Genomic DNA, 20926 nt, shown 5'->3' with positions numbered 1-20926 from the left:
CATGACGAAATACGACATAAAGGACATTTCCCTTGCCGAGCAGGGAAAACTCAGCGTCGACTGGGCGAACAAGAGCATGCCCGTTCTCAACAGCGTAAAGAAACGCTTCGCGGCGGAAAAACCCCTCGCGGGGACCCGCCTCGCTGCCTGTCTCCATGTGACCACTGAAACGGCAAGCCTCATGGAGACCCTGCAGGCGGGAGGCGCCGAGCTATCCCTGTGCGCATCAAATCCTCTCAGCACGCAGGATTACGTGGCGGCCTATCTCGTCAAGTATCATGAGATCCCCGTCAATGCCATCAAGGGTGAGGACCGGGATACCTATTACGCCCATATCCATACGGTCCTTGATCTGAAACCCCATCTTACCATGGATGACGGAGCCGACCTGGTATCGACGATCCATTCCGAGCGCCGTGACCTTATCAACGGGATAATCGGCGGGACCGAGGAAACCACGACCGGTGTCATCCGGCTGAAGGCGATGGCTGAGAAAGGGGTCCTGGAATTCCCCCTCGTCGCCGTGAATGACGCGAAGACAAAGCATTTCTTCGATAACCGGTACGGAACGGGTCAAAGCACTATTGACGGGATCATCCGTGCCACGAACCGGCTCATCGCCGGTTCCGTTTTTGTCGTCTGCGGTTACGGCTGGTGCTCGAAGGGCCTCGCCATGCGGGCGAACGGCATGGGGGCGAATGTCGTTGTCACCGAAGTGGACCCGCTCAGGGCGCTGGAGGCCGTCATGGACGGATTCCGGGTCATGCCGATCGGTGAAGCGGCCGGCATCGGCGATTTCTTCTGTACCCTCACCGGCGATATCAATGTCATCAGGACGGAACATTTTCAGAAGATGAAGGACGGCGCCATCGTCGCGAATTCGGGCCATTTCAATGTGGAGATCGACATCGAGGGTCTGAAGAAGATCTCCGTCTACCATGGCCGGATCAGGGATTTCATCGACGACTATGAACTGGAGACCGGCCGGCACGTGTATATCCTTGGTGAAGGCCGGCTCATCAATCTCGCCGCGGCGGAGGGACATCCGTCGAGCGTTATGGACATGAGTTTTGCCAATCAGGCACTGGCGGCCGAGTACCTCGTAAAACACGGTGGATCGCTCGAGAAGATCGTATACAGCGTTCCTGAGGAGATAGACAGGGAGATCGCCCGGTTGAAACTGGCGGCCATGGGTGTTGCCATCGATACTCTGACACCGGAGCAGGAAAAATATTTGAGTTCCTGGGAAATGGGCACATAAGGAAACACAGGCTGGAGAGGCCGGCGGCGGTGGCCGTCGGCCTTTTTTTCTCAGCCGCCGTGCGAACGTTACCGGGACCGCCCATATAAAGAGGAGTTGCATATTCATGGCAGAGAAGTCGAACTTGGCACCGGTTAATTTCATTCATGAGATCATTGATAAAGACCTTGAGGTGGGAAAGAACGAGGGAAGGGTGGCCACCCGTTTTCCGCCGGAGCCGAACGGATATATCCATATCGGCCACGCCAAATCCGTCTGCCTGAATTTCGGCACCGCTGAAAAGTACAAAGGTACCTGCAATCTTCGATTCGATGATACGGACCCGAGTGGAGAGACCCTTGAATACGTTGAATCGATCATGAAGGATATCCGCTGGCTTGGGTTTGACTGGAAAGACCGTCTCTATTACGCATCGGATTACTTTGAAGCCCTCTATGATTTCGCCGTCGAACTGATCAGGGCCGGCAAGGCCTATGTGTGCAGTCTGAACGCGGACGAGATCCGGGAATACAGGGGGACATTCACCGAACCGGGAAGGGAGAGCCCGTACCGGAACCGTTCGGTCGAGGAAAACCTGGACCTTTTCAAGCGGATGCGGGCCGGGGAATTCGAGGACGGCGCCCATGTGCTCCGTGCCAGGATCGATATGGCCTCTCCGAACGTGGTGATGCGCGATCCCGTCATATACCGGATAAAGCGGGAACCCCACTACCGGACGGGAATGAAATGGGTCGTCTACCCCATGTATGATTTCGCCCACTGTCTTTCCGACGCACTTGAAGGGATCACCCATTCGATCTGCACCCTTGAGTTCGAAAACAACCGTCCTCTCTATGACTGGATCGTCGAGCAGTTGATAGAAGGAAGTCGCCCGCAGCAGATAGAATTCGCCCGCCTCAATGTGAGTTATACCGTTCTCAGCAAGCGGATGCTCATCGAACTGGTGAGGAAGAACCAGGTCGCCGGGTGGGATGATCCGCGTATGCCAACAGTGGCCGGGATGCGCAGACGGGGCTACACGCCCCGGGCGATCAGGAACTTCTGTACGACCATCGGGGTGGCCAAGAACGATAACCTGATAGACCTGGCGCTGCTCGAACACTGTGTTCGCGAAGACCTGAACGAAACGGCGCCGCGGGCCATGGCGGTCCTGCGTCCCCTGCGGGTCGTCATCGATAATTACCCGGAGGACCGGGTCGAGGAATTCGAGGTCCCGAACCATCCCCAGGATCCCGCCATGGGAGTTCGCAGGGTCCCCTTTTCACGGACGCTCTATATCGAACAGGATGATTTTCACGAGGACCCGCCGAAGAAATATCGCCGGCTCGGGCCGGACCGGGAGGTCCGACTGAGGAACGCGTATGTCATCAAGTATGAGCGCATGGTGAAGGATGAACGAACAGGAAAAATAATCGAACTTCACTGCACCTATGATCCCGAAACACTGAGCGGGCTGCCCCGTGACGGCAGAAAGGTGGAAGGGGTCATTCACTGGGTGTCGGCCGAGCACTCTGTTTCCGCTGAGGTGCGTCTCTACGACAGGCTCTTCACTGTCGCCGATCCGGCCGGCGAAAGCGACGATTACCTCACGTACCTGAATCCCTCATCCCTGGAGATCCTTCCTTCCTGCCCCGTCGAGGCAAGCCTGGTGAACGCCGAGCCGGGAAGCCGATACCAGTTCGAGCGACTCGGCTATTTCTGCGCGGACCTGAAAGATACGGGGCCCAGAAAGCCTGTATTCAACAGGGTCGTACCGCTTCGGGATACCTGGGGAAAGATAGTCGCAAAGGGTTAGAAAGTGGAACCCCGGTCGGTCAGGCCACGATCTCTCGAAACCGCTCCTTGACGTCCACCCCCTGGATATCATATAAATATAACCATTATATGGGAATCAAACGAACACGTGAGCGTCGACAGGTCTCGCAATCCGGTCTCAATTCACCACACAGATAATGTGCCCCGCTGATTTCCATTCTTCATGACAATACTTTTTTCACGAAGGGATCGTTCCCATGGAAGGGCTTGCTCATTCCGCGGAAAGTTTTATTTTTGGACTCGGTGTTATTTGTGCGTCCATTCTTGTTGCACTTATCATCCACTTCGCACTCTTTAAAATGGGGGACCGTCTTTCGCGACGGACGGAATCCACACTGGACGATTCCGTGATCCGATACGGCAGGGGACCGGCACGGCTGTTCATTGTTGTGCTTGTCCTGTATTATGTCTCTCCCATCACGGGTATTTCCGGTCAGCACATGACGTTTTTCAAGCAGTTGCTCAGTCTCCTTCTGATAACCTCACTGGTATGGTTCCTCATTACAATGACGTCGGTCTTTGAGATGTATCTGCTCAGCAAGTTCGACATATCCGCGAAAGACAACCTCAGGGCGCGCGCAGTTACCACCCAGATACGGATCATCAAGCGTGTCATCGTTGTCATTGTTTCCATCCTTGGTTTGGGGATCGTATTGATGACCTTTGGGTCGGTGCGCCAGGTCGGTACCAGCATCCTGGCGTCGGCCGGTATCATCGGTATCATCGTTGGCGTCGCCGCCCAGAAAACCATTGCCAATCTTCTTGCGGGAATCCAGATCGCCGTGACACAGCCCATACGCCTTGATGATGTAGTTGTCGTTGAAAATGAGTGGGGAAGGGTAGAAGAGATTACCCTGACCTATGTCGTGGTCAAAATTTGGGACCAGCGGCGACTTGTATTGCCCATCATCTATTTTCTCGAGCACCCTTTTCAGAACTGGACGAGGACCACCTCGGAAATTCTGGGAACGGTATATTTCCTGGTCGATTACACCATGCCCGTGTCCCCTCTGCGAAGCGAGCTGGAACGGATCGTTCGCCAGACCGACACGTGGGACGGCCGGGTATGCGCTCTTCAGGTAACGGACCTGAAGGAGGGCGTAATGGAATTGCGGGCCCTCGTCAGCGCCGTCGACTCCTCGAAGGCATGGGAACTGCGATGCACGGTCCGGGAGAAAATGATCGATTTCATCCGGAGAAACTATCCCGGTTCACTCCCTCTGTTCCGTGCGACATTGCACAAAACTGAGGGCGGGGTTTCATGATGGACCGCGTGAAGGATGCAGCCCCCGAACACTCTCCCCGATTTGACAGCAGGCCCGGAATATGCTGGCATAATGAACATCACCCAGGCCGGCTTGACCGAACCGGTAAGAGATGTCGCGGGTTCGCGTGATCGCCTCACGCGATTGCCGGGGAGTGTCACAAGGCATTCAAAAGACAGAGAAAACATGAGCCATGAAAAGGATACTGATCGTATCGAACAGATTGCCCGTAACGATAGAAAAAAGGAAAGGAACATTCTATTACCGCCAGAGCGCCGGCGGTGTCGCGACGGGATTGAGCTCCTTCTATCAGAGCCATGAAAGCGTCTGGGTCGGCTGGCCCGGCATAGCGAGCGACAAACTCGGCGGCGACGAAAAAGAATTGATCACTGAACGGCTGAAATCAGAGTTCAACTGCCATCCCCTCTTTCTTTCTCAAAGGGATGTCAGCCTCTATTATGAGGGATTCAGCAACAAGACCGTGTGGCCTCTCTTCCATTATTTTCCTCAGTTCGTTGTGCACGATACCCGGTACTGGCAGGCTTACCGTCACGTCAACGAGCGGTTCAGCCACGAGGTTTCCGAAATCCTTCGTGAAGACGATCTTATCTGGGTCCATGACTATCAGCTGATGCTCGTCCCGCAGTTTATCAGAGAGGAAAATCCGGAAGTAACAATTGGATATTTTCACCATATACCCTTTCCATCCTATGAATTGTTTCGAATGCTGCCATGGAGAAGGCAGCTCCTTGAGGGACTTGTGGGTTCGGACCTGATCGGATTCCACACCTATGATTATGCGCGCCATTTTTTAAGCAGTGTCCACCGCGTTCTCGGATACGACAATAACCTGGGACAGTTTACCGCCGGGAACAGACGTATCCGTGTCGACACGTTTCCGATGGGTATCGACTATGAGCGCTTTGCGAAGGCCATTGAGAATCCGAAGGTACAGAGGGACCTTCACAACTTCAGGAAACGCCTTCACGGCTACAGGATCATTTTGTCGGTCGATCGTCTGGATTATACCAAAGGTATTCCTCTGAGGCTCGAAGCCTATGATGAATTCCTTAAGGAGCATCCGGAATTCAGAGAGCAGGTCGTTCTCATTCTGCTGGCTGTTCCGTCCCGGACGAAGGTCGAGCACTACGAGCAACTGAAACGGCACATCGATGAACTGGTCGGCATGATCAACGGGAAATACGGAACCATCGGCTGGACTCCAATCTGGTACCTGTATCGCTCTCTTCCCTTTACAACACTGAATGCCCTCTATAACCTGGCCGATGTCTGCCTTGTCACTCCGGTCCGGGACGGCATGAACCTGATCGCCAAAGAGTATCTCGCCTCGAAAACGGACGGCGCCGGAGTCCTTATTCTGAGCGAGATGGCCGGGGCGGCGAAGGAACTCGGAGAGTCGATCATCGTTAATCCCAATAACCGTGAGGAAGTGACCGACGCGCTGGTGAGGGCCCTGAAGATGAGCGAAAATGAAAGAGTTCAGCAAAACAGGGTGATGCGGTCTCGACTGCAACGGTATACCGTGAGCCGCTGGGCCGGTGAATTCATCGAAAGGCTCGAGGACGTGAAGGACCGCCAGCGTGAGATGCGAAGCAACGAACTCATCGATTCGTCGCGACAGGCGCTGCTTGCCGATTGCCGGCGCGCGTCGAAACGGCTGCTTCTTCTGGATTATGACGGCACGCTGGTTCCTTTTCATCACAAACCTGAAGAGGCAAAACCGGGAAAAGATCTCATGCGGTTGATCATTGATCTGGCGAATGCCCCGGGAAACCGGACAGTGATAATCAGTGGACGTGACCGGAAGGTCCTTGACGACTGGTTCGGAAAACTTCCGGTGGGTCTCGTGGCGGAGCATGGAGCCTGGATCAGGGACGGTACATGGGAAATGGCGGAACCGCTCAATGATGATTGGAAAGCCGAGATCTACCCGACAATCGAACTTTACATGGACAGGACCCCCGGTTCATTTATTGAGGAAAAGGAGTATTCCCTGGTCTGGCATTATCGGAAAACAAGCTCTGAGTTAAGCACGATCCGCGTGAGGGAATTGATCGACGATCTCATGCATCTGACGGCGAATCTTGATCTGCAGATACTCGAGGGCAACAAGGTGGTGGAGATAAAACACAGAGGGATCAATAAGGGGCGCATGGCAATGCACTGGATCGCGAAACATGAATGGGACTTCATCCTCGCGATCGGGGATGACCGGACCGACGAGGACATGTTTTCGGTCATTCCCAAATGGGGTTATTCACTCAAGGTGGGACTTGGCCCGACATCTGCACGATTCAACCTGAAATCTCAGAATGATGTCATTTCTCTCCTTGAAGAATTGCGGGACGGAGGAAAGCGGAATGATTGATATCGAAAGATACCAGGACATCGTGGGGACAAAAACGATCTCGGAGATACGTAAAAAAGTGCGGAAGCTCTACGGCAAACACCTCCTGCATATAAACTCCACCTTTCAGGGGGGCGGGGTGGCGGAGATCCTGAACAGCCTTGTGCCGCTGATGAACAATATCGGCATTGACGCCGGGTGGAGGACCCTTCACGGTTATCCGGATTTTTTCGAGATCACGAAGAAGTTTCATAATGCACTTCAAGGCGATGATATCAATTTCACCGCACGGAAAAAATCCCTCTACCTCCAGACGAATGAAAAATTCGCCGAGTACACTCACCTGGACCATGATTGTGTCATCGTTCATGATCCGCAACCGGTCGCGCTGGTCAATTTTTATAAAAAACGGCAGCCCTGGGTGTGGCGGTGTCATGTGGACCTGTCGAACCCGAACCCGTCCCTGTGGGATTTCCTCAGTACTTTTGTGCGCAAATACGATGTTATGATCGTTTCCAATGATTCCTATGTCCGGCATAACATACCCATAGAACAGCGGATCATCCATCCTGCCATCGATCCCCTGACGGCGAAGAACATGGAGCTTACCGACACGATCCTGTCACGGTATCTCGGCAAGTATAGGATCAAGACGGACAAGCCGCTTATCACCCAGATATCCCGTTTCGACAAATGGAAGGACCCCGGAGGGGTGATACAGGTCTTCAAGCAGGTCAAGGAAAAGATCGACTGCCGGCTGGTTCTGTGTGGGAACATCGCGACCGACGATCCCGAGGGATTGAGGATGTATGAAAAGACAGAGCGGGACGCCAAGAATCTGCTTGCCTCAGGCGATGTGATCCTTGTGAGCGATCCGATCGCCTCGAATTTTATCTTCATAAACGTGCTTCAGCGGATTTCGTCGGCCATTATCCAGAAATCCCAGAAGGAGGGATTCGGACTTGTGGTGACTGAAGCCATGTGGAAAGGGACGCCGGTGGTCGCCTCGAGGGTGGGGGGGATCCCCCTCCAGATAGAGGACGGGGAAAACGGTTTCCTCGTTGAACCGCATGACAACAATGCCTTTGCGGATCGGATAGTGACCCTCCTGCGGGACCGTGAGCTGGCTCAGGAGATCGGCCGCAGGGCGAAGGAATCGGTACGTGAAAGGTTCCTGATCACCCGTCTCCTCATTGATTATCTGGACCTGGTAGGCGAGTTGATGCAGTAATAAGATATTTCAATTTTCAGCGCCGACCGGGATGAGACAGACGAACCGGAAAATATCACTGCCTTTGTTCACCATGCAGTGCTTTTCATAGGGCGGCACAAAGATGGTATCACCGGCCCCAAGAGGGAGATCCTCTTCCTGTCCGTTGCGTATATACCCTTCGCCGCTGACCACAAAAATCTCATGTTCCCAGAAATGCTCATGAAACGGGCTTGAGAATCCCGGTTCCACATCGAAAACGCGCATGATGAAGTTCGGTGCGCCTTCGTTTTGTCCGATTACCACCCGCTTCCGGAACCCGTCAGCTATCTGTTCCGCCGTGACATCCGTGAAGTGACGAACGATCATTGCCTTGCTCCTTCATTTGTTTTGAAGAAAAATACTGTACTACTTTATTTAGCCAAGGATACCAATAAAGACCCCGCCGGCGATGGCCGCGCCGATGGCGCCCGCCACGTTCGGTCCCATGGCATGCATGAGCAGGAAGTTTTTCTTGTTCTCCTGCTGCCCCATGACCTGCACCACCCGGGCCGACATGGGAACCGCCGATACCCCCGCCGCACCGATCATGGGATTGATCTTCTCCTTCAAAAAGAGGTTCATGAACTTCGCCAGCAACACCCCCGCCGCCGCCGCCGAGGCAAAGGACACCACCCCCAGCACCAGGATCAGAAGCGTCCGGGGCTGGAGAAAGTTCTCCGCCGGCATGGAGGCGCCGATGGCCAGCGTCAGGAAGATGGTGATGATATCCACGAAGGCCGTCTGCGCCGTGTTCGTGAGCCGCTCCGTCACCCCGCATTCCCGGAAGAGATTGCCCACCATGAAACAGCCGATGAGCGGCGCCGATGACGGCACGAAGAGGATGACGATGATGGTGGTTACCAGGGGAAAGAGGATCTTCTCCCGCTGGGAGACCTTCCGCAACTGCGGCTTCATGTAGATGCGCCGCTCCTCTTTCGTGGTCAGCAGTTTGATCACCGGCGGCAGGATCACCGGTACCAGAGCCATGTAGGAATAACAGGCCACCGCCGTGGCCCCGATGATGTGGGGCGCCAAGACGGACGTGACGTAGATGGTGGTCGGCCCCTCGGCACCGCCGATGATCCCGATGGACGAGGCCTCGGGCAGGCTGAACCCGAAAAAGAGCGACAAAAAGAACGCAAAATACACGCCGAACTGTGCCGCGGCACCGAGCAGCAGCGTCCTGGGATTGGCCAGCATGGGACCGAAGTCCGTCAGTGCCCCCAGGCATAAGAACATAAGTGGCGGCAGGAGCTGCCACATGACCCCGAAATGAAAGATCCGCGACAGCAGCCCGATGGGCTTCGTGGGCAGCACTGCCTGGTCCGTCTGCTCTGTCGTGATTAGCCGGGCGACCACCTGGCCCTTCGTCACTACCTGGCCCTTCGCCACCCGCAGCTCGTCCACCCGGCCGTACACCGGGGCGGCGATCGCCCCCGTGTCCAGGGTGACCAGGGCATCCCCGCTCGTAAAGGTGCCTCCCCTCCGGGCATCCACCTCCATGACTACGCCCGGCTGCGGCGCCCGGAGCAGCAGCTCGTAGTCCATCATGCCACCCAGCGGCAGGTTCACCAGCATGATGCCGAACCCGATGGGGACCAAAAGCAAGGGCTCCATCTTCCGCGCCACGCCCAGGTAGATCAACCCCAGGCCGATGAGTATCATCAGGGCGTTGCCCCAGGTAAACAACTGAAATCCGCTTTCCAGTAATCCAAACACGGCCATCCCTCGTTGTCGTATCGTTATGCTCACAGGCTCATGGACCGGCATGCCCGCAAGCCGCCCGTCGTGAGCCTTGAATCCGTTACGCTTGTTTCCTGTCGCCGCCGCGCTTCTCGATCCGCTCCAGGAGTTCCTTCGTGACCCATACCGAACAGGCCAGCATGGTAAGGAGCAGAAACACCAGACCGAAACCACCCGCGGCGATCCTCACCGCCATATTCCAGTCAACCATGATATTTATCCTCCTTCTTCCCCCTCCAATAGGCGCATCGTATACCTCAGCCGCTGGAGATGTCATATTGCAAGACATGACCCCCGTATAGGGCCAGTATCAGCAAAAAAAAGAGCGGTCACTGTGTGGCCGCTCCTTGTTTTCATATGGCTGGGGGACAAGGATTCGAACCTTGATTCACGGAGTCAGAGTCCGGTGTCCTACCATTGAACGATCCCCCAGCACTGATCTGTTTCATTATCCACCGGCCATCGGGTATGACCGGTGCTCCGACTCTGAGGGCGATACTATATGTATATCGGACTTTTCTGTCAATAATTTTTTCGAACATGATTTTTGCGACCACCATGTTCATGTTCTCACCCGCATAAAAGAGACGACCGCCACCAGGCCGAGGATCAGGTTTGCCGCCCACGCGGCGAGCAGGGGAGGGAGGCTCCCCGAGCGGCCGAGGGAAACAGCGAAGGCAAAGACTATCCAGTATGAGAACCCGATTATGATCCCCGTTCCGATGCTGCGGGCTATCCCGCCGCTCCTTTCCGTCCGCAGCGAGAAGGAAATTCCCAGAACACCGAGGATAACATTGACCAGAGCGAAGGCGATCTTGCCGTGCATGTCCGTTATGTAACGGGTAGCGTCGTATCCTTCAGACCGGATCTTGCGTATGTAACTCCTCAGTTCAAAAAACCCCATTTCATCGGTGTCCTTCTGAACGATCAGGAAATCCGAGGGTTGTTCTGGAAGATCGATCTCTGTCGTCGAATATCGTTCGATCCGCGGAAAGGAACCGGGTTCTTCCGGAAAGGTGGTGATCATGACATCGTCGAAGATCCAGCGACCTGCTTCCCACCGGGCCTTCCTGGCGTCGATCCGCCTGGCAAGATGCATGTTCTGATCGAGGTAATAGATACGGACCCCTTTGAGCATTGCTTTTTCAGGGTCATAAACGGCGAAATTGTAGATGCCGTCATCTCCCCGGTACCAGATCTCGTTCTGGGTAAAGGAGCCGAGTTTCTTTTTTTTCTGCACTTCCACGAGCTTGATATACTTCGCCCGCTCATTGGCTGCCGGGGTGATGAACTCGCTGAGGACGAACGACAGAAAGCATGCGGCGATGGATAGGACGATGACCGGCAGGGAAAGGCGAAAAAGGCTGATACCGTTGGCCCGTATCGCCGTTATCTCGCTGTTCTTCGAGAGGATGGCGAAAGTGATCAGGGCCGCGAGGAGAAAGGACACCGGAAGCATCTGGGTGACGATCATGGGAATGGTGAAGAAAAAATATGAAACCACCTGGAGTACCGTTGCATCCCGGCTCAGAAACATCCTGAGGCGTTCAAAAAAATCCACGATCAGGTAGAGTGCGACCAGCGATACCATGATCAGCAGAAATGTCTTGATAAATTCCCTTGATATGTAGCGGTCAAGAATGCGCATGGAGATATCCCCTGAGTTATCGTTTCTTCATGATACGTTCCATCATGAACCGTCGGAATGACTCGCCGCTCAGGTTATCAAAGGGCAGAACGGTCCGCTCCCGTGCCGCCATGAAAAAGAGATAGATGCCGAGACAGCCTAGAAGAATGTTCGGTGCCCAGGGGCCGACAGCGGGTGGTATCCTTTCCGTCTCTCCCAGGGCGATACCACTTAACTGAAGAACGTAATAGGTCATGATGATGAATATTCCCACCACGAACCCCCGGGACTTGCCGCTCCGGTGTTTCGATATGCCCAGGGGGATGCCCAGGATGCCGAATACGATGCAGGACAGGGGAATGGCGAACCGGGAATGCAGTTCAATGATCATTTCACGCCTCGTGCGGGGTTTCAGCTTCGGGTCCATGAGCTTTCCCCGCAACTCCGCAATGGTCATTTCCTTTTCATCTTTTCTCAGTTTTTTGCCGCCTTCCCCCATCGTCTCCTCAAAATCAAGTTGGACGTCGTAGGTGCTGAATTCCATTTTCTGGTATCGCTGGAAGGCATCGTCGACGGAGTGCGTGCTCCCCCTTTCGAGCCGAAGCATGACGGTCATCGATTCGAGGTTTGACACCAGGTACCCCTTTTCCGCGATGATGGTGACCGGGTCTTTCCCGAGCCTGCTGTCGGAAATAAAGACGCCCTCCATGTAGTCCCCGTGGACCGGGATGGTGTTGGCGTAGAGAATGAGACCGCCAAAATCGTCGTTGAAAACCTTTTCCTTGATGCCGACGCTGGCTTTCTGCTTTGCGATCTCGAACAGGAGCGTCTTCGTTTTCAGGTTGCCCGCCGGTGCCAGAAAAATCCCCGTCACGGCGGTGACGATGAGGGCAAGAACGGTCAGGACGGCAACGGGCGGGATCAACTGATACAGGCTGATCCCCGATGACTTCAGAACAATGAGCTCATTGTCGCCGGAGAGTCTTCCCAGACCGATGAGAATGGAGATCAGGAGAGATATGGGGATCGTCAGCACCAGGAATGAGGGGGCAAGGCACCCCAGAAGCTCCAGGATCACCGGCAGGCCGATCCCCTTGTTGACCATAAGGTCCATGAGCTGCAGTATCCTGCCCATGATGAGCACGAAGGTCAGGATAAAAAGCATGAGAAAGAATGGCAGCGAAATTTCTCTCAGTATGTATCTTCCGATGATTGTCCCCATGCCGTCACGGTATCCAATGTTTTGAACGCTTCGGTTCAGCATATAGCATAGATGAAAATATATGAAAATAGAGAAAGAATCGGCCATGCCCCTGTGCTGTGCACGGGGTGTGGAAAATGCGAGGCATCCTTCACAGTTGACCTTGAACGGTGAATTTGTTAAACGATTACATCTTTCTTCGCGGGGGGTGTTATGATCGACCTTCATATGCATTCGATATTCAGTGACGGGGAACTGGTCCCCGCCGAGCTCGCCAGAAGGGCGGAGGTTGCGGGGTGCCGGGCCATTGCCATTACGGATCATGCCGACCACTCGAACCTCGACTTTATTGTTCCGCGCCTTGTCAGGGCCTGCGGGAACATCACCCGGCACGGAACGATCACGGCGATACCGGGTATTGAACTGACCCATGTCCATCCCGCGGATATTGCGTCTCTGGCACGGGAGGCCCGGCAACTGGGCGCCCGTCTCATCGTGGTTCACGGCGAGACCATCGCCGAACCCGTCATGCCCGGAACGAACCGGGCGGCCATCGAAGCAGGGATCGACATCCTCGCGCACCCCGGATTGATACACGAAGACGAGGTGGAGCTGGCGGCCTCGAAGTCACTGTTCCTTGAAATATCGGCTCGGAAAGGGCACAGCCTGACAAACGGTCATGTAGCGAAGCTGGCGGCGCAATATCGGGCGCCGCTTGTTCTGAACACGGACAGTCACGGTCCGGGCGATCTGATCGGAAAAGAGCGTGCCGTCGCCGTGGCGCGGGGTGCCGGGTTGTCCGACGAACAGATCCTCCAGATGTTTCGGAACTCGGCCGCCCTGGTACAACAGATCGTACAGGGCTCATGAAGGCGATCTTTCTCTCCGACGCGCATCTGAAAGAACGGACACAACCGGGATACGGGCGTCTTCTGGATTTCCTCCGTTCCATGAACGGCGCCGTTGACCATCTTTTTGTCGCCGGAGACTTCTTTGACTTCTGGTTCTGTCATGAAAATGCGATCTACGAGGATTTTAAACCCGTTCTCGATGCATTGTTCGAACTGGGATCAAGCGGGGTGCGAATTTCCTATTGCGAAGGGAACCATGATTTCTTTCTGAAGGATTTTTTCGAACCTCGCGGGGTGACCGTTTTTTCCGAAAGCGCCGATATCCGGCTTGACGGTAGCCGCATCTACCTGGCCCACGGAGATACCGTGGACAGAACGAATCGCCGGTACCTCTTTCTGAGAAGGATACTGAGGAGTCGAAGCCTTTACGCTCTGCAGCGTATCCTTCCGCCGGCCCTCATATGGAAAGTGGCCCTGTTCAGTTCGAACATAAGCCGGGACCATCTCGGCGCCCTTGATCACGGGCTGGTGGAGAAGATGAAATCATTCGCCGGGGAAAAATTTGCTGAGGGTTACGACGCCGTGATCCTGGGGCACTGCCATGAAGCCCTTCTGGAACGACGGTTCCTGAACGGGACGGAGCGGACCCTGGCGCTCCTGGGGGACTGGATCAGCCAGTTCACCTATCTTCAATATGAAGCAGGCACGTTTACCCTTATGAAGTATGATCGATGATGGTCAACAACGGTATGTTACAGGAGGTCTCTCAATGAACTTCGGTGGTATCGGCGTGGAACACGCGGCATTGGAGACGGCGCGTTTTGTCGTGCTGCCGGTGCCCTATGACCTCACATCCACCTATATGGCCGGATCGAGAAAAGGGCCGGCGGCGATCCTCGAGGCATCGGCCAACATGGAATTGTTCGACGATGAGCTTCGAAAGGAAACCTTTCGAGCGGGAATTCACACGCTGCCGCCCCTTGAGGCGGATGCCCGCGGTCCCGGGTTCATGGTTGAAAGGGTCCAGAAGGCGGTCGAGGAGATTCTCGACGGCGACCGGGTCCCCATCCTTCTGGGGGGAGAGCACAGCGTGACCATCGGCGCGGTCCATGCCATGAAGGAACGCTACCCGTCTATCTCCGTCCTTCACCTCGATGCCCATGCCGATATGCGGGAATCATACCAGGGCAGCCCTTTCAGTCACGCCTGCGTTGCCAGGAGAATAGTCGAGACATGCCCGATCGTTCAGGTCGGCGTCAGGAGCATGAGTGTCGAAGAGGCTGAATATGTGAGTGATAACAATATCATGCAGGTCTCACCCGATAACATGGATGGTGAGCCTCAGTGGGTAAAAAAAATTTGTGATAACTTGTCAAACGATGTATATGTCTCACTCGATCTAGATGTATTCGATCCGGCGATCATGCCCGCCACGGGTACGCCTGAACCAGGTGGAATGAACTGGAAAGAAGTAATCCGGCTTATCAGTGAAGTTTCACTTTCCTGCCATATATGCGGTTTTGATGTAGTGGAATTATGCCCGATCCCGGGGATGATCGCTCCTGATTTCTTGGCCGCAAAGCTGGTGTACCGGATCATCGGATATGCCGACCGATCGTAAATACAGGACAGGGGGCGAAAACAGTGAACGATTATGTTCCCAAAAAGATGTTTTTCACGAAGGGCGTCGGCTTTCACAAGGAAGAACTCCATTCCTTCGAACTTGCCCTCAGAGACGCCGGAATAGAAAAATGCAATCTCGTCATGGTATCCAGCATTTTCCCGCCGGGATGCAAGCTCATATCGCGGGAGCGGGGTCTGAAGCTGCTGGAACCGGGAAATATAACCTATTGCGTCATGAGCCGGAACTGCAGCAACGAACCACGGCGGCTCATCGCCGCGACCGTGGGATGCGCCATTCCCGCTGATAAGAGCGCCTACGGATATATCAGCGAACATCACGCCTTCGGCCAGACCGAAAAAGAAGCCGGAGATTATGCTGAAGACCTCGCGGCGGCCATGCTCGCGTCGACACTGGGCATTGATTTCGATGTTGATGCAAGTTGGGACGAAAAGGAAGAGATATTCAAGATCAGTGGAAAGATCGTCAAGACCAGGAATATGACACAGTCCGCCATTGCGAAGAACGGCGGCTACACCTCGGTAGTGGCCGCGGCGGTGTTCCTCTTCTGAACCGGTCGTTTGGGGACCGTGTCGGGATTCCTGTCGGTTTTGCTCCGTCCGTTCCATAAGAGACGGAAGATCACAGCTATAGTCGGGGGGATGAGTAGCTGTGTGTTCAAACGGTTTCAGAGAGCCGGGTGTCGCTTTTCTGCCGCCCGTGCTGGGAGCGAGTATCCTCCTGGCCCTTGCCTGTATTTCTCTGTTGAAGGGCCGGAAGAATGCCGTGACCTGTCTGTTCGCCCTTCTGTGCCTTCTCGGCACGCTCATTAATCTTGACATCGCCCAGGTATCGATCCTGGCGGACAAGGGTCTCGCCCTGAAACTTGACCGTGCCGCCTATCTGTTGTTCCTGTTCAGCGTTCCCCTCTATCTTCGATTCGTCCATGCCTTCCTTGGCATTCGGAACCGGCGGAAACTGGAGCTGGCCGGGTTCGCCTTCAGCGTGCTCCTGGTTCCCTTTACCCAGGGAGGCAACTTTATCAGGGGATTCAATGAATACTCCTTCGGGGTCATCGCTGATGCCGGCCCCCTCTATCTCCTGTTCATCGGCGGCGGTGCCATCACCGTTCTCTATTGCGTTTTTATTTTGCTCAGGACAATGGAGGAAACCCCTGACAGCCTGTTCAGGAACAGGATCAGATACATTCTCGTCGGCATGGGTGGGATGTCTTTCATGATCCTGATGAACTCACTGCCGATCGCCGGATACAATATCTATCCCATGGGCAATTTCAGTTTCATCCCGGGGATCATTCTTGCCGTGGGCATCTTCAAATATGATCTGCTCGACATGGGTGCCGTCATACGGAAGGGCTCGGTCTATATCATTCTCACGGGATCGCTGACAGTTCTGTATATCTGCGCTCTTTACGCCTTCAACCGGTTCTCCCTGGGGTTTGCCGGCGGTGACCCTCTGGTGGTGCCTCTCATCGTGTCTGTGGCGGTCGTTCTGATCTTCAATCCCTTGCGGGCGGTCGTTCAGCGCTTCGTTGACACACTCTTCTTCCCGGGCCGGTACGATTACCGCGCGACACTCAGGGAGATCAGCCGCGTCATGACATCTCTCCTGCGAATGGAAGAGATCGCCGCCTATCTGATGCGTTCCATCAGATCCTCCATGGGTATCGGAAAGGTGTTCCTTTTGTTCTCCGACCGCGGCGCGGCGATGGTTGTGTCATATCCCTCGGGATATTGCCGGACAGATGCAACCGGACCGACCTCCTGGAGACGGGTGTCGGAATATTTCAGAAGGGAACCGGCGGCGCTCACAACGGCAGGTCTTGAACGGAAGAAAGCGACGCCCGAAGAGCACCAATCCTTGGCGGACCTTTTCACAAAAACCGGGGCAACGCTTCTCGTGCCCGTTCTGTCAGGCGACGTTCCCATCGGCGTCATCGGCCTCTCACAGAAAGAGTCCGGTGAAATGTATGTTCCGGAAGACATAGAATTGTTGACCACCATCGCGAACCAGACGGCGATCGCCCTTGAGAACGCCCGGCGCTATGAAGAGATAGAGGCAATGAATACGCACCTCGAAGAGAAGGTCAAAGAGCGAACGCGGGAACTGATGAACGCCCTTGCTGAAAAAGAGCGCACCCAGCAGCAGCTGATCCGTTCCGAAAGCCTTGCTGCCATCGGACAGCTCGTGGCGGGAGCGGCTCACGAGTTGAACAATCCCCTGGCGAGCGCGTCAAGCCTTGTTGAAACGACCGCAGAAATGCTCGATGAATTGAGTTCTTCCGATGATCGTTTTACCGAAGCCCGTGATGATCTCGACTTTTCTCTGAAGGAACTGAGCCGTGCGGGGGAGATCGTCAAAAGCCTTCTGGGCGTGTCGCGGCAGACGGACACCTATGAAGAACCCGTTCATATGAACCGGGTCGTGGACGATGCTCTTCGGGTCCTGGGCAACCGCTGCAGGAAGGAAGACGTTGCCGTGGTCAGGGAACTGGACGAAACCATACCCTGTATCATGGGTAATTTTTCCAATCTCGGCCGGGTCTTCATCAACATCATTGGAAATGCCATTGATGCCCTGCCGCGACCGGGCGGAACGATCCTGTTGCGCACAGCATATGACGGAAGCCGAAAAGAGATCCGGATCGAATGTCGTGACACGGGCCGGGGAATACCGCAGGACATCATGCAGGAAATGTTCAAACCGTTCTTTACGACCAAGGAACCCGGCGCCGGTACCGGCCTTGGCCTCTACCTGTCCCATGAGATCGTAAAACGTCACGGCGGGGACATCCAGGTGCTGAGCGAAACAGGGAAGGGCGCTGTTGTCACGGTCACGCTTCCCGTGGAGAGGAGGACATATGATGGGACTTCTGATTGTCGATGATGAAGAGGGGGTCAGGCGGTCATTGCGGAAAGCACTTGAGCATGACGGCTACGCGGTGCACACAGCCCGGAACGGGCGGGACGCGATCGAACTGGTGAAACGCTGCATGGAGGGTATCGAAACGGTCATATGTGATTTCAAAATGCCGGGTATCGACGGCCTTGAAACGCTGGTCGAGATCGGGCGGTTGAACCCCGAGATAACGCGCATCATGCTCACCGGGTACGCCACGATGGAAAGCGCGATCGAATCGGTGAATGCCGGGATTGACGGGTTTATCACGAAGCCCTTTTTAAATGCCGAGCTCCGTGTAAAAGTCCGTGAATGCACCCTGAAAAGACGCCTGAAGCAGTTCGTGTCCGAGGAGGTCTTCCGGGAGATGCAGAAAGAGGGAATGCGGATCCTTCCGAGGCTGCGCAAGGCCACGATACTCTTCTGCGATATCAGGGGTTTCACGGAACTGTCGGAACGGCTGACGGGCGACGAACTGTCGGAACTGGTGAACGTCAAATATTTTTCGCCCATGGACCGGATTATCTGCGAGCATGACGGTACGCTGGACAAGCATATCGGTGACGGGATCATGGGTGTCTTCGGGGTGCCCGTCGCGCAGGATGACGCCGCGCTGCGGGCCGTCCGGTGTGCGGGAGCGATGATGCGGGAAATAGCCGGGAGAAACAGCGCCGGCCTGTCCATCGGGATCGGCATCAGCACGGGTGAGGTCCTGGCGGGCATTTTTGGCTCCCCGCGTAAAAAGGAATATACCGTGTTCGGACCGCCCGTGAACGTGGCGGCCCGGCTTGAAAGCCGTGCCGGGAAGGATCAGATCCTGATCTGCGAGGAGACCATGAGGGAGACACAGGGGATCGCCCCTGTTCATAGAGTGGATCCCTTGGTGATGAAAGGCACTCTCCGTAAGGTCGGCGTATACGCCCTTCTCAATTCTTTGCCGTAAAAGGGCTTGACATCCGTAAGAGATTTGGTTACAGTTCGTCACTTCTGAGAGGCGACCATGACGCGGGGTGGAGCAGTCAGGTAGCTCGTTGGGCTCATAACCCAAAGGTCGCAGGTTCAAATCCTGCCCCCGCTACCAAATAAGAACAGGGGGTTACGATAATGTCGTGACCCCCTGTTTTTTCTGACAAAATGCGAAATGTGGTCAGATCTTACGTTTATGTCCTTCCCAGTATTTCTCCCGCAGGGTCTTTTTCAGCACCTTGCCGGCCGCCGTCCTTGGAAAATCAGTTGCAAAATCGACTGATTTCGGAACTCTGTAGCTTGCCGTTTTCCCTTTGCACCACTCGATCGGATACTAAACCTCGCGTAACTTTTCCTCGAAATATGTATTGTGCTGATCTCTCTCGTTCGGATTCTGTCGAAAAACGCAAAAAATTGTATCATGGAAGCCCCGCGAATGTATCAGATATCGGATTCCATGACAATTCCTCGGTGTGCCATAGTGCGATCCCTCCATAAAAGTTCGGGAAAAAATGGAAATGTAATTCGGTAAAATCCGGGATCAGGTCTCTTGCCTGCCTGTTCCTTTGATTTTCCTGCCGGGATGACCCGATACAGAACCCTTGAATTCCCCTTTGAATTATGTGCAATTTACCTTATAAATGGTCGGTACATATCATTTTACCTGTCATGGTGAACGCGATCCGGTATCCAGCCTGATCCTGAATTCACGCGTTCCTTGGAGTAACCGCTCTGTCATATGGAGTTGCCGGTGTCATAATGGCATCTCAGGGAAAAAAGAAAATGGTTAAGTCTCAGCAATAAGGAACCGATCGGTTCCGGAACTGGAGCAGCCATGAAATCTATCTACTTTGATGTCAACATTCCGAAGATCCTTGCCACCAAGGCACTGGGAGGCATTCTCCCCTTTGTGTATTACAGCCCGATATCGCCGGTTGCCTATGGCGATATCCCCGAGCGGGACCTGCCGGGGCCTCGGTGGGTGCGGGTGAGAACGATCATGACGGGCATATGTGGAGCGGACATCTCCATGTTCTTTGTGAAGGCCAGTCCCCGGATCTCGATAGCGGCACTGCCCGGGGTCAAGAGGGCCTTCATGGGCCATGAAGCCGTCGGCAGCATCGTCGAGGTGGGCAGCGGTGTTCAGCATTTGAAGACGGGAGACCATGTCGTTCTGCAGAAATATCTTCCCTGCTGCTCCATGAAGGAGATAGAGCCGGCGTGCCCGCAGTGCCGCGAAGGAAACTATACGCTCTGTGAAAATTTTTCCGTTGGAGCGCTGCCTGAAAATCTTGGAGCGGGATTCGGCCCGAACTTCATCGCCCATGAAACGCAACTGGTAAAGGTCCCCGATGGGATACCGGATACGATCGCCGTTCTTATCGAGCCGGCCTCGGTGTCCCTTCATGCCGTTCTGAAGCGTCCTCCGAAGCGTGGCGAGAAAGTCCTGGTTCTCGGCGCGGGGACCATTGGATTGAATGTCATTCAATTCGCAAAGGTCCTGATGCCGGAATGCAGGCTGTACGTTCTTGAAAAGATCCCCTTTAAAAAGGAACTGGCCCGGAAACTCGGAGCGGATGTTTCCATCGAAGGTGACCCCTATGAGTCGATCGCCGGGGAGACCGGCGGCAAGCTGTATCGTGCCCCCCTCGGAAACAACAACATACTGGGCGGTTTCGATCTTATCTATGATTGTGTCGGCTATTCAAATACCATTCATGACTCATTGCGGTGGCTGAAGGCCAGGGGGACCTATGTCATGATCGGCAACCAGCTGGAACCTGTTCACTTTGATCAGACCCCCGTCTGGCAGCAGGAGATCACGATGGTGGGGATCAACGCCCATGGCTGTGAGCATTACGACGGCCGGGACATCAGCAGCTTTGAACTTGCCATCGAGATGATCCGGGAAGAAAAGGTTCATCTGGAAGATTTCGTCACACACCGGTTTGCGCTTGATGACTACCGGAAGGCTTTCAAACTCGTCAAGGAAAAATCGGCCGATGTGATCAAGGCGGTTTTCGATATCGGCTGAAA

The 20926-nt window shown here is 54.7% G+C and carries 17 protein-coding genes and 2 tRNA genes; 13 read left to right on the top strand and 6 right to left on the bottom strand.

What is annotated here, in order from left to right; genetic code table 11:
• Position 1: 1 nt before the first annotated feature.
• The 5 genes from JXO48_05225 (at position 2) to JXO48_05205 (ending at position 7940) form a co-directional block, all read left to right on the top strand.
• The gene (locus tag JXO48_05225; protein ID MBN2283272.1) at positions 2-1261 is read left to right on the top strand and encodes an adenosylhomocysteinase; all 1260 of its coding nucleotides are present in this window, start codon (positions 2-4) and stop codon (positions 1259-1261) included.
• Between the two features lie 106 nt (positions 1262-1367).
• Complete coding sequence (locus JXO48_05220; protein ID MBN2283271.1) at positions 1368-3056, top strand: glutamine--tRNA ligase/YqeY domain fusion protein; 1689 nt, start codon at positions 1368-1370, stop codon at positions 3054-3056.
• Between the two features lie 319 nt (positions 3057-3375).
• A complete protein-coding gene (locus tag JXO48_05215) occupies positions 3376-4341 on the top strand; it encodes a mechanosensitive ion channel (GenBank protein ID MBN2283270.1) in 966 nt (321 codons plus the stop codon).
• A gap of 193 nt (positions 4342-4534) precedes the next feature.
• The gene (locus JXO48_05210; protein ID MBN2283269.1) at positions 4535-6730 is read left to right on the top strand and encodes a bifunctional alpha,alpha-trehalose-phosphate synthase (UDP-forming)/trehalose-phosphatase; all 2196 of its coding nucleotides are present in this window, start codon (positions 4535-4537) and stop codon (positions 6728-6730) included.
• A complete protein-coding gene (locus tag JXO48_05205) occupies positions 6723-7940 on the top strand; it encodes a glycosyltransferase (protein ID MBN2283268.1) in 1218 nt (405 codons plus the stop codon). The genes JXO48_05210 and JXO48_05205 overlap by 8 nt, the downstream gene beginning before the upstream one ends.
• A gap of 9 nt (positions 7941-7949) precedes the next feature.
• Here the strand turns inward: JXO48_05205 and JXO48_05200 are convergent, their stop codons facing one another.
• The 6 genes from JXO48_05200 to lptF form a co-directional block, all read right to left on the bottom strand.
• Entirely contained in the window at positions 7950-8288 is a 339-nt protein-coding gene (locus JXO48_05200; protein ID MBN2283267.1) for a cupin domain-containing protein, read from the bottom strand.
• Positions 8289-8336: 48 nt separating this feature from the next.
• Positions 8337-9686 (bottom strand): sodium ion-translocating decarboxylase subunit beta, encoded by a 1350-nt coding sequence (locus JXO48_05195; protein ID MBN2283266.1) that lies wholly within the window; start codon positions 9684-9686, stop codon positions 8337-8339.
• A 79-nt stretch (positions 9687-9765) separates the two neighbouring features.
• Positions 9766-9915 carry a hypothetical protein gene (locus JXO48_05190; protein MBN2283265.1) on the bottom strand — a complete coding sequence of 50 codons (150 nt, stop codon included), beginning with the start codon at positions 9913-9915 and terminating at the stop codon, positions 9766-9768.
• Positions 9916-10062: 147 nt separating this feature from the next.
• Positions 10063-10136: transfer RNA gene (locus tag JXO48_05185), tRNA-Gln, on the bottom strand.
• A 130-nt stretch (positions 10137-10266) separates the two neighbouring features.
• Positions 10267-11352: an LPS export ABC transporter permease LptG gene (gene lptG, locus JXO48_05180; GenBank protein MBN2283264.1), complete on the bottom strand. Its 1086-nt coding sequence runs from the start codon at positions 11350-11352 to the stop codon at positions 10267-10269.
• 16 nt (positions 11353-11368) lie between these two features.
• Positions 11369-12553: an LPS export ABC transporter permease LptF gene (gene lptF, locus JXO48_05175; protein ID MBN2283263.1), complete on the bottom strand. Its 1185-nt coding sequence runs from the start codon at positions 12551-12553 to the stop codon at positions 11369-11371.
• Between the two features lie 192 nt (positions 12554-12745).
• Between lptF and JXO48_05170 the strand changes: the two genes are divergently transcribed.
• From JXO48_05170 to JXO48_05135, 8 genes are all read left to right on the top strand, one after another.
• On the top strand, positions 12746-13402 hold the full coding sequence (locus JXO48_05170; protein ID MBN2283262.1) for a histidinol phosphate phosphatase domain-containing protein: 657 nt from the start codon (positions 12746-12748) through the stop codon (positions 13400-13402).
• Positions 13399-14118, top strand: coding sequence for a UDP-2,3-diacylglucosamine diphosphatase (locus tag JXO48_05165; GenBank protein MBN2283261.1), 720 nt, complete (start codon positions 13399-13401; stop codon positions 14116-14118). The genes JXO48_05170 and JXO48_05165 overlap by 4 nt, the downstream gene beginning before the upstream one ends.
• A 34-nt stretch (positions 14119-14152) precedes the next feature.
• Positions 14153-15004, top strand: a complete 852-nt coding sequence (gene speB, locus JXO48_05160; GenBank protein MBN2283260.1) for an agmatinase — start codon at positions 14153-14155, stop codon at positions 15002-15004.
• A 47-nt stretch (positions 15005-15051) separates the two neighbouring features.
• Complete coding sequence (locus JXO48_05155; GenBank protein MBN2283259.1) at positions 15052-15576, top strand: arginine decarboxylase, pyruvoyl-dependent; 525 nt, start codon at positions 15052-15054, stop codon at positions 15574-15576.
• 100 nt (positions 15577-15676) lie between these two features.
• A complete protein-coding gene (locus tag JXO48_05150; protein MBN2283258.1) occupies positions 15677-17911 on the top strand; it encodes a GAF domain-containing protein in 2235 nt (744 codons plus the stop codon).
• Positions 17886-18866: a response regulator gene (locus JXO48_05145; GenBank protein ID MBN2283257.1), complete on the top strand. Its 981-nt coding sequence runs from the start codon at positions 17886-17888 to the stop codon at positions 18864-18866. Before JXO48_05150 ends, JXO48_05145 begins: the two co-directional genes overlap by 26 nt.
• A gap of 61 nt (positions 18867-18927) precedes the next feature.
• A tRNA-Met gene (locus JXO48_05140) sits at positions 18928-19004 on the top strand.
• A 720-nt stretch (positions 19005-19724) separates the two neighbouring features.
• Positions 19725-20924, top strand: a complete 1200-nt coding sequence (locus tag JXO48_05135; GenBank protein MBN2283256.1) for an alcohol dehydrogenase catalytic domain-containing protein — start codon at positions 19725-19727, stop codon at positions 20922-20924.
• Positions 20925-20926 lie beyond the last annotated feature (2 nt).

The sequence above is a fragment of the Deltaproteobacteria bacterium genome (assembly GCA_016933965.1).
Classification (GTDB): domain Bacteria; phylum Desulfobacterota; class Syntrophia; order Syntrophales; family UBA2210; genus JAFGTS01.
Note: the sequence above shows the minus strand (reverse complement) of the source record. Positions and strands in the feature narration are given on the sequence as shown.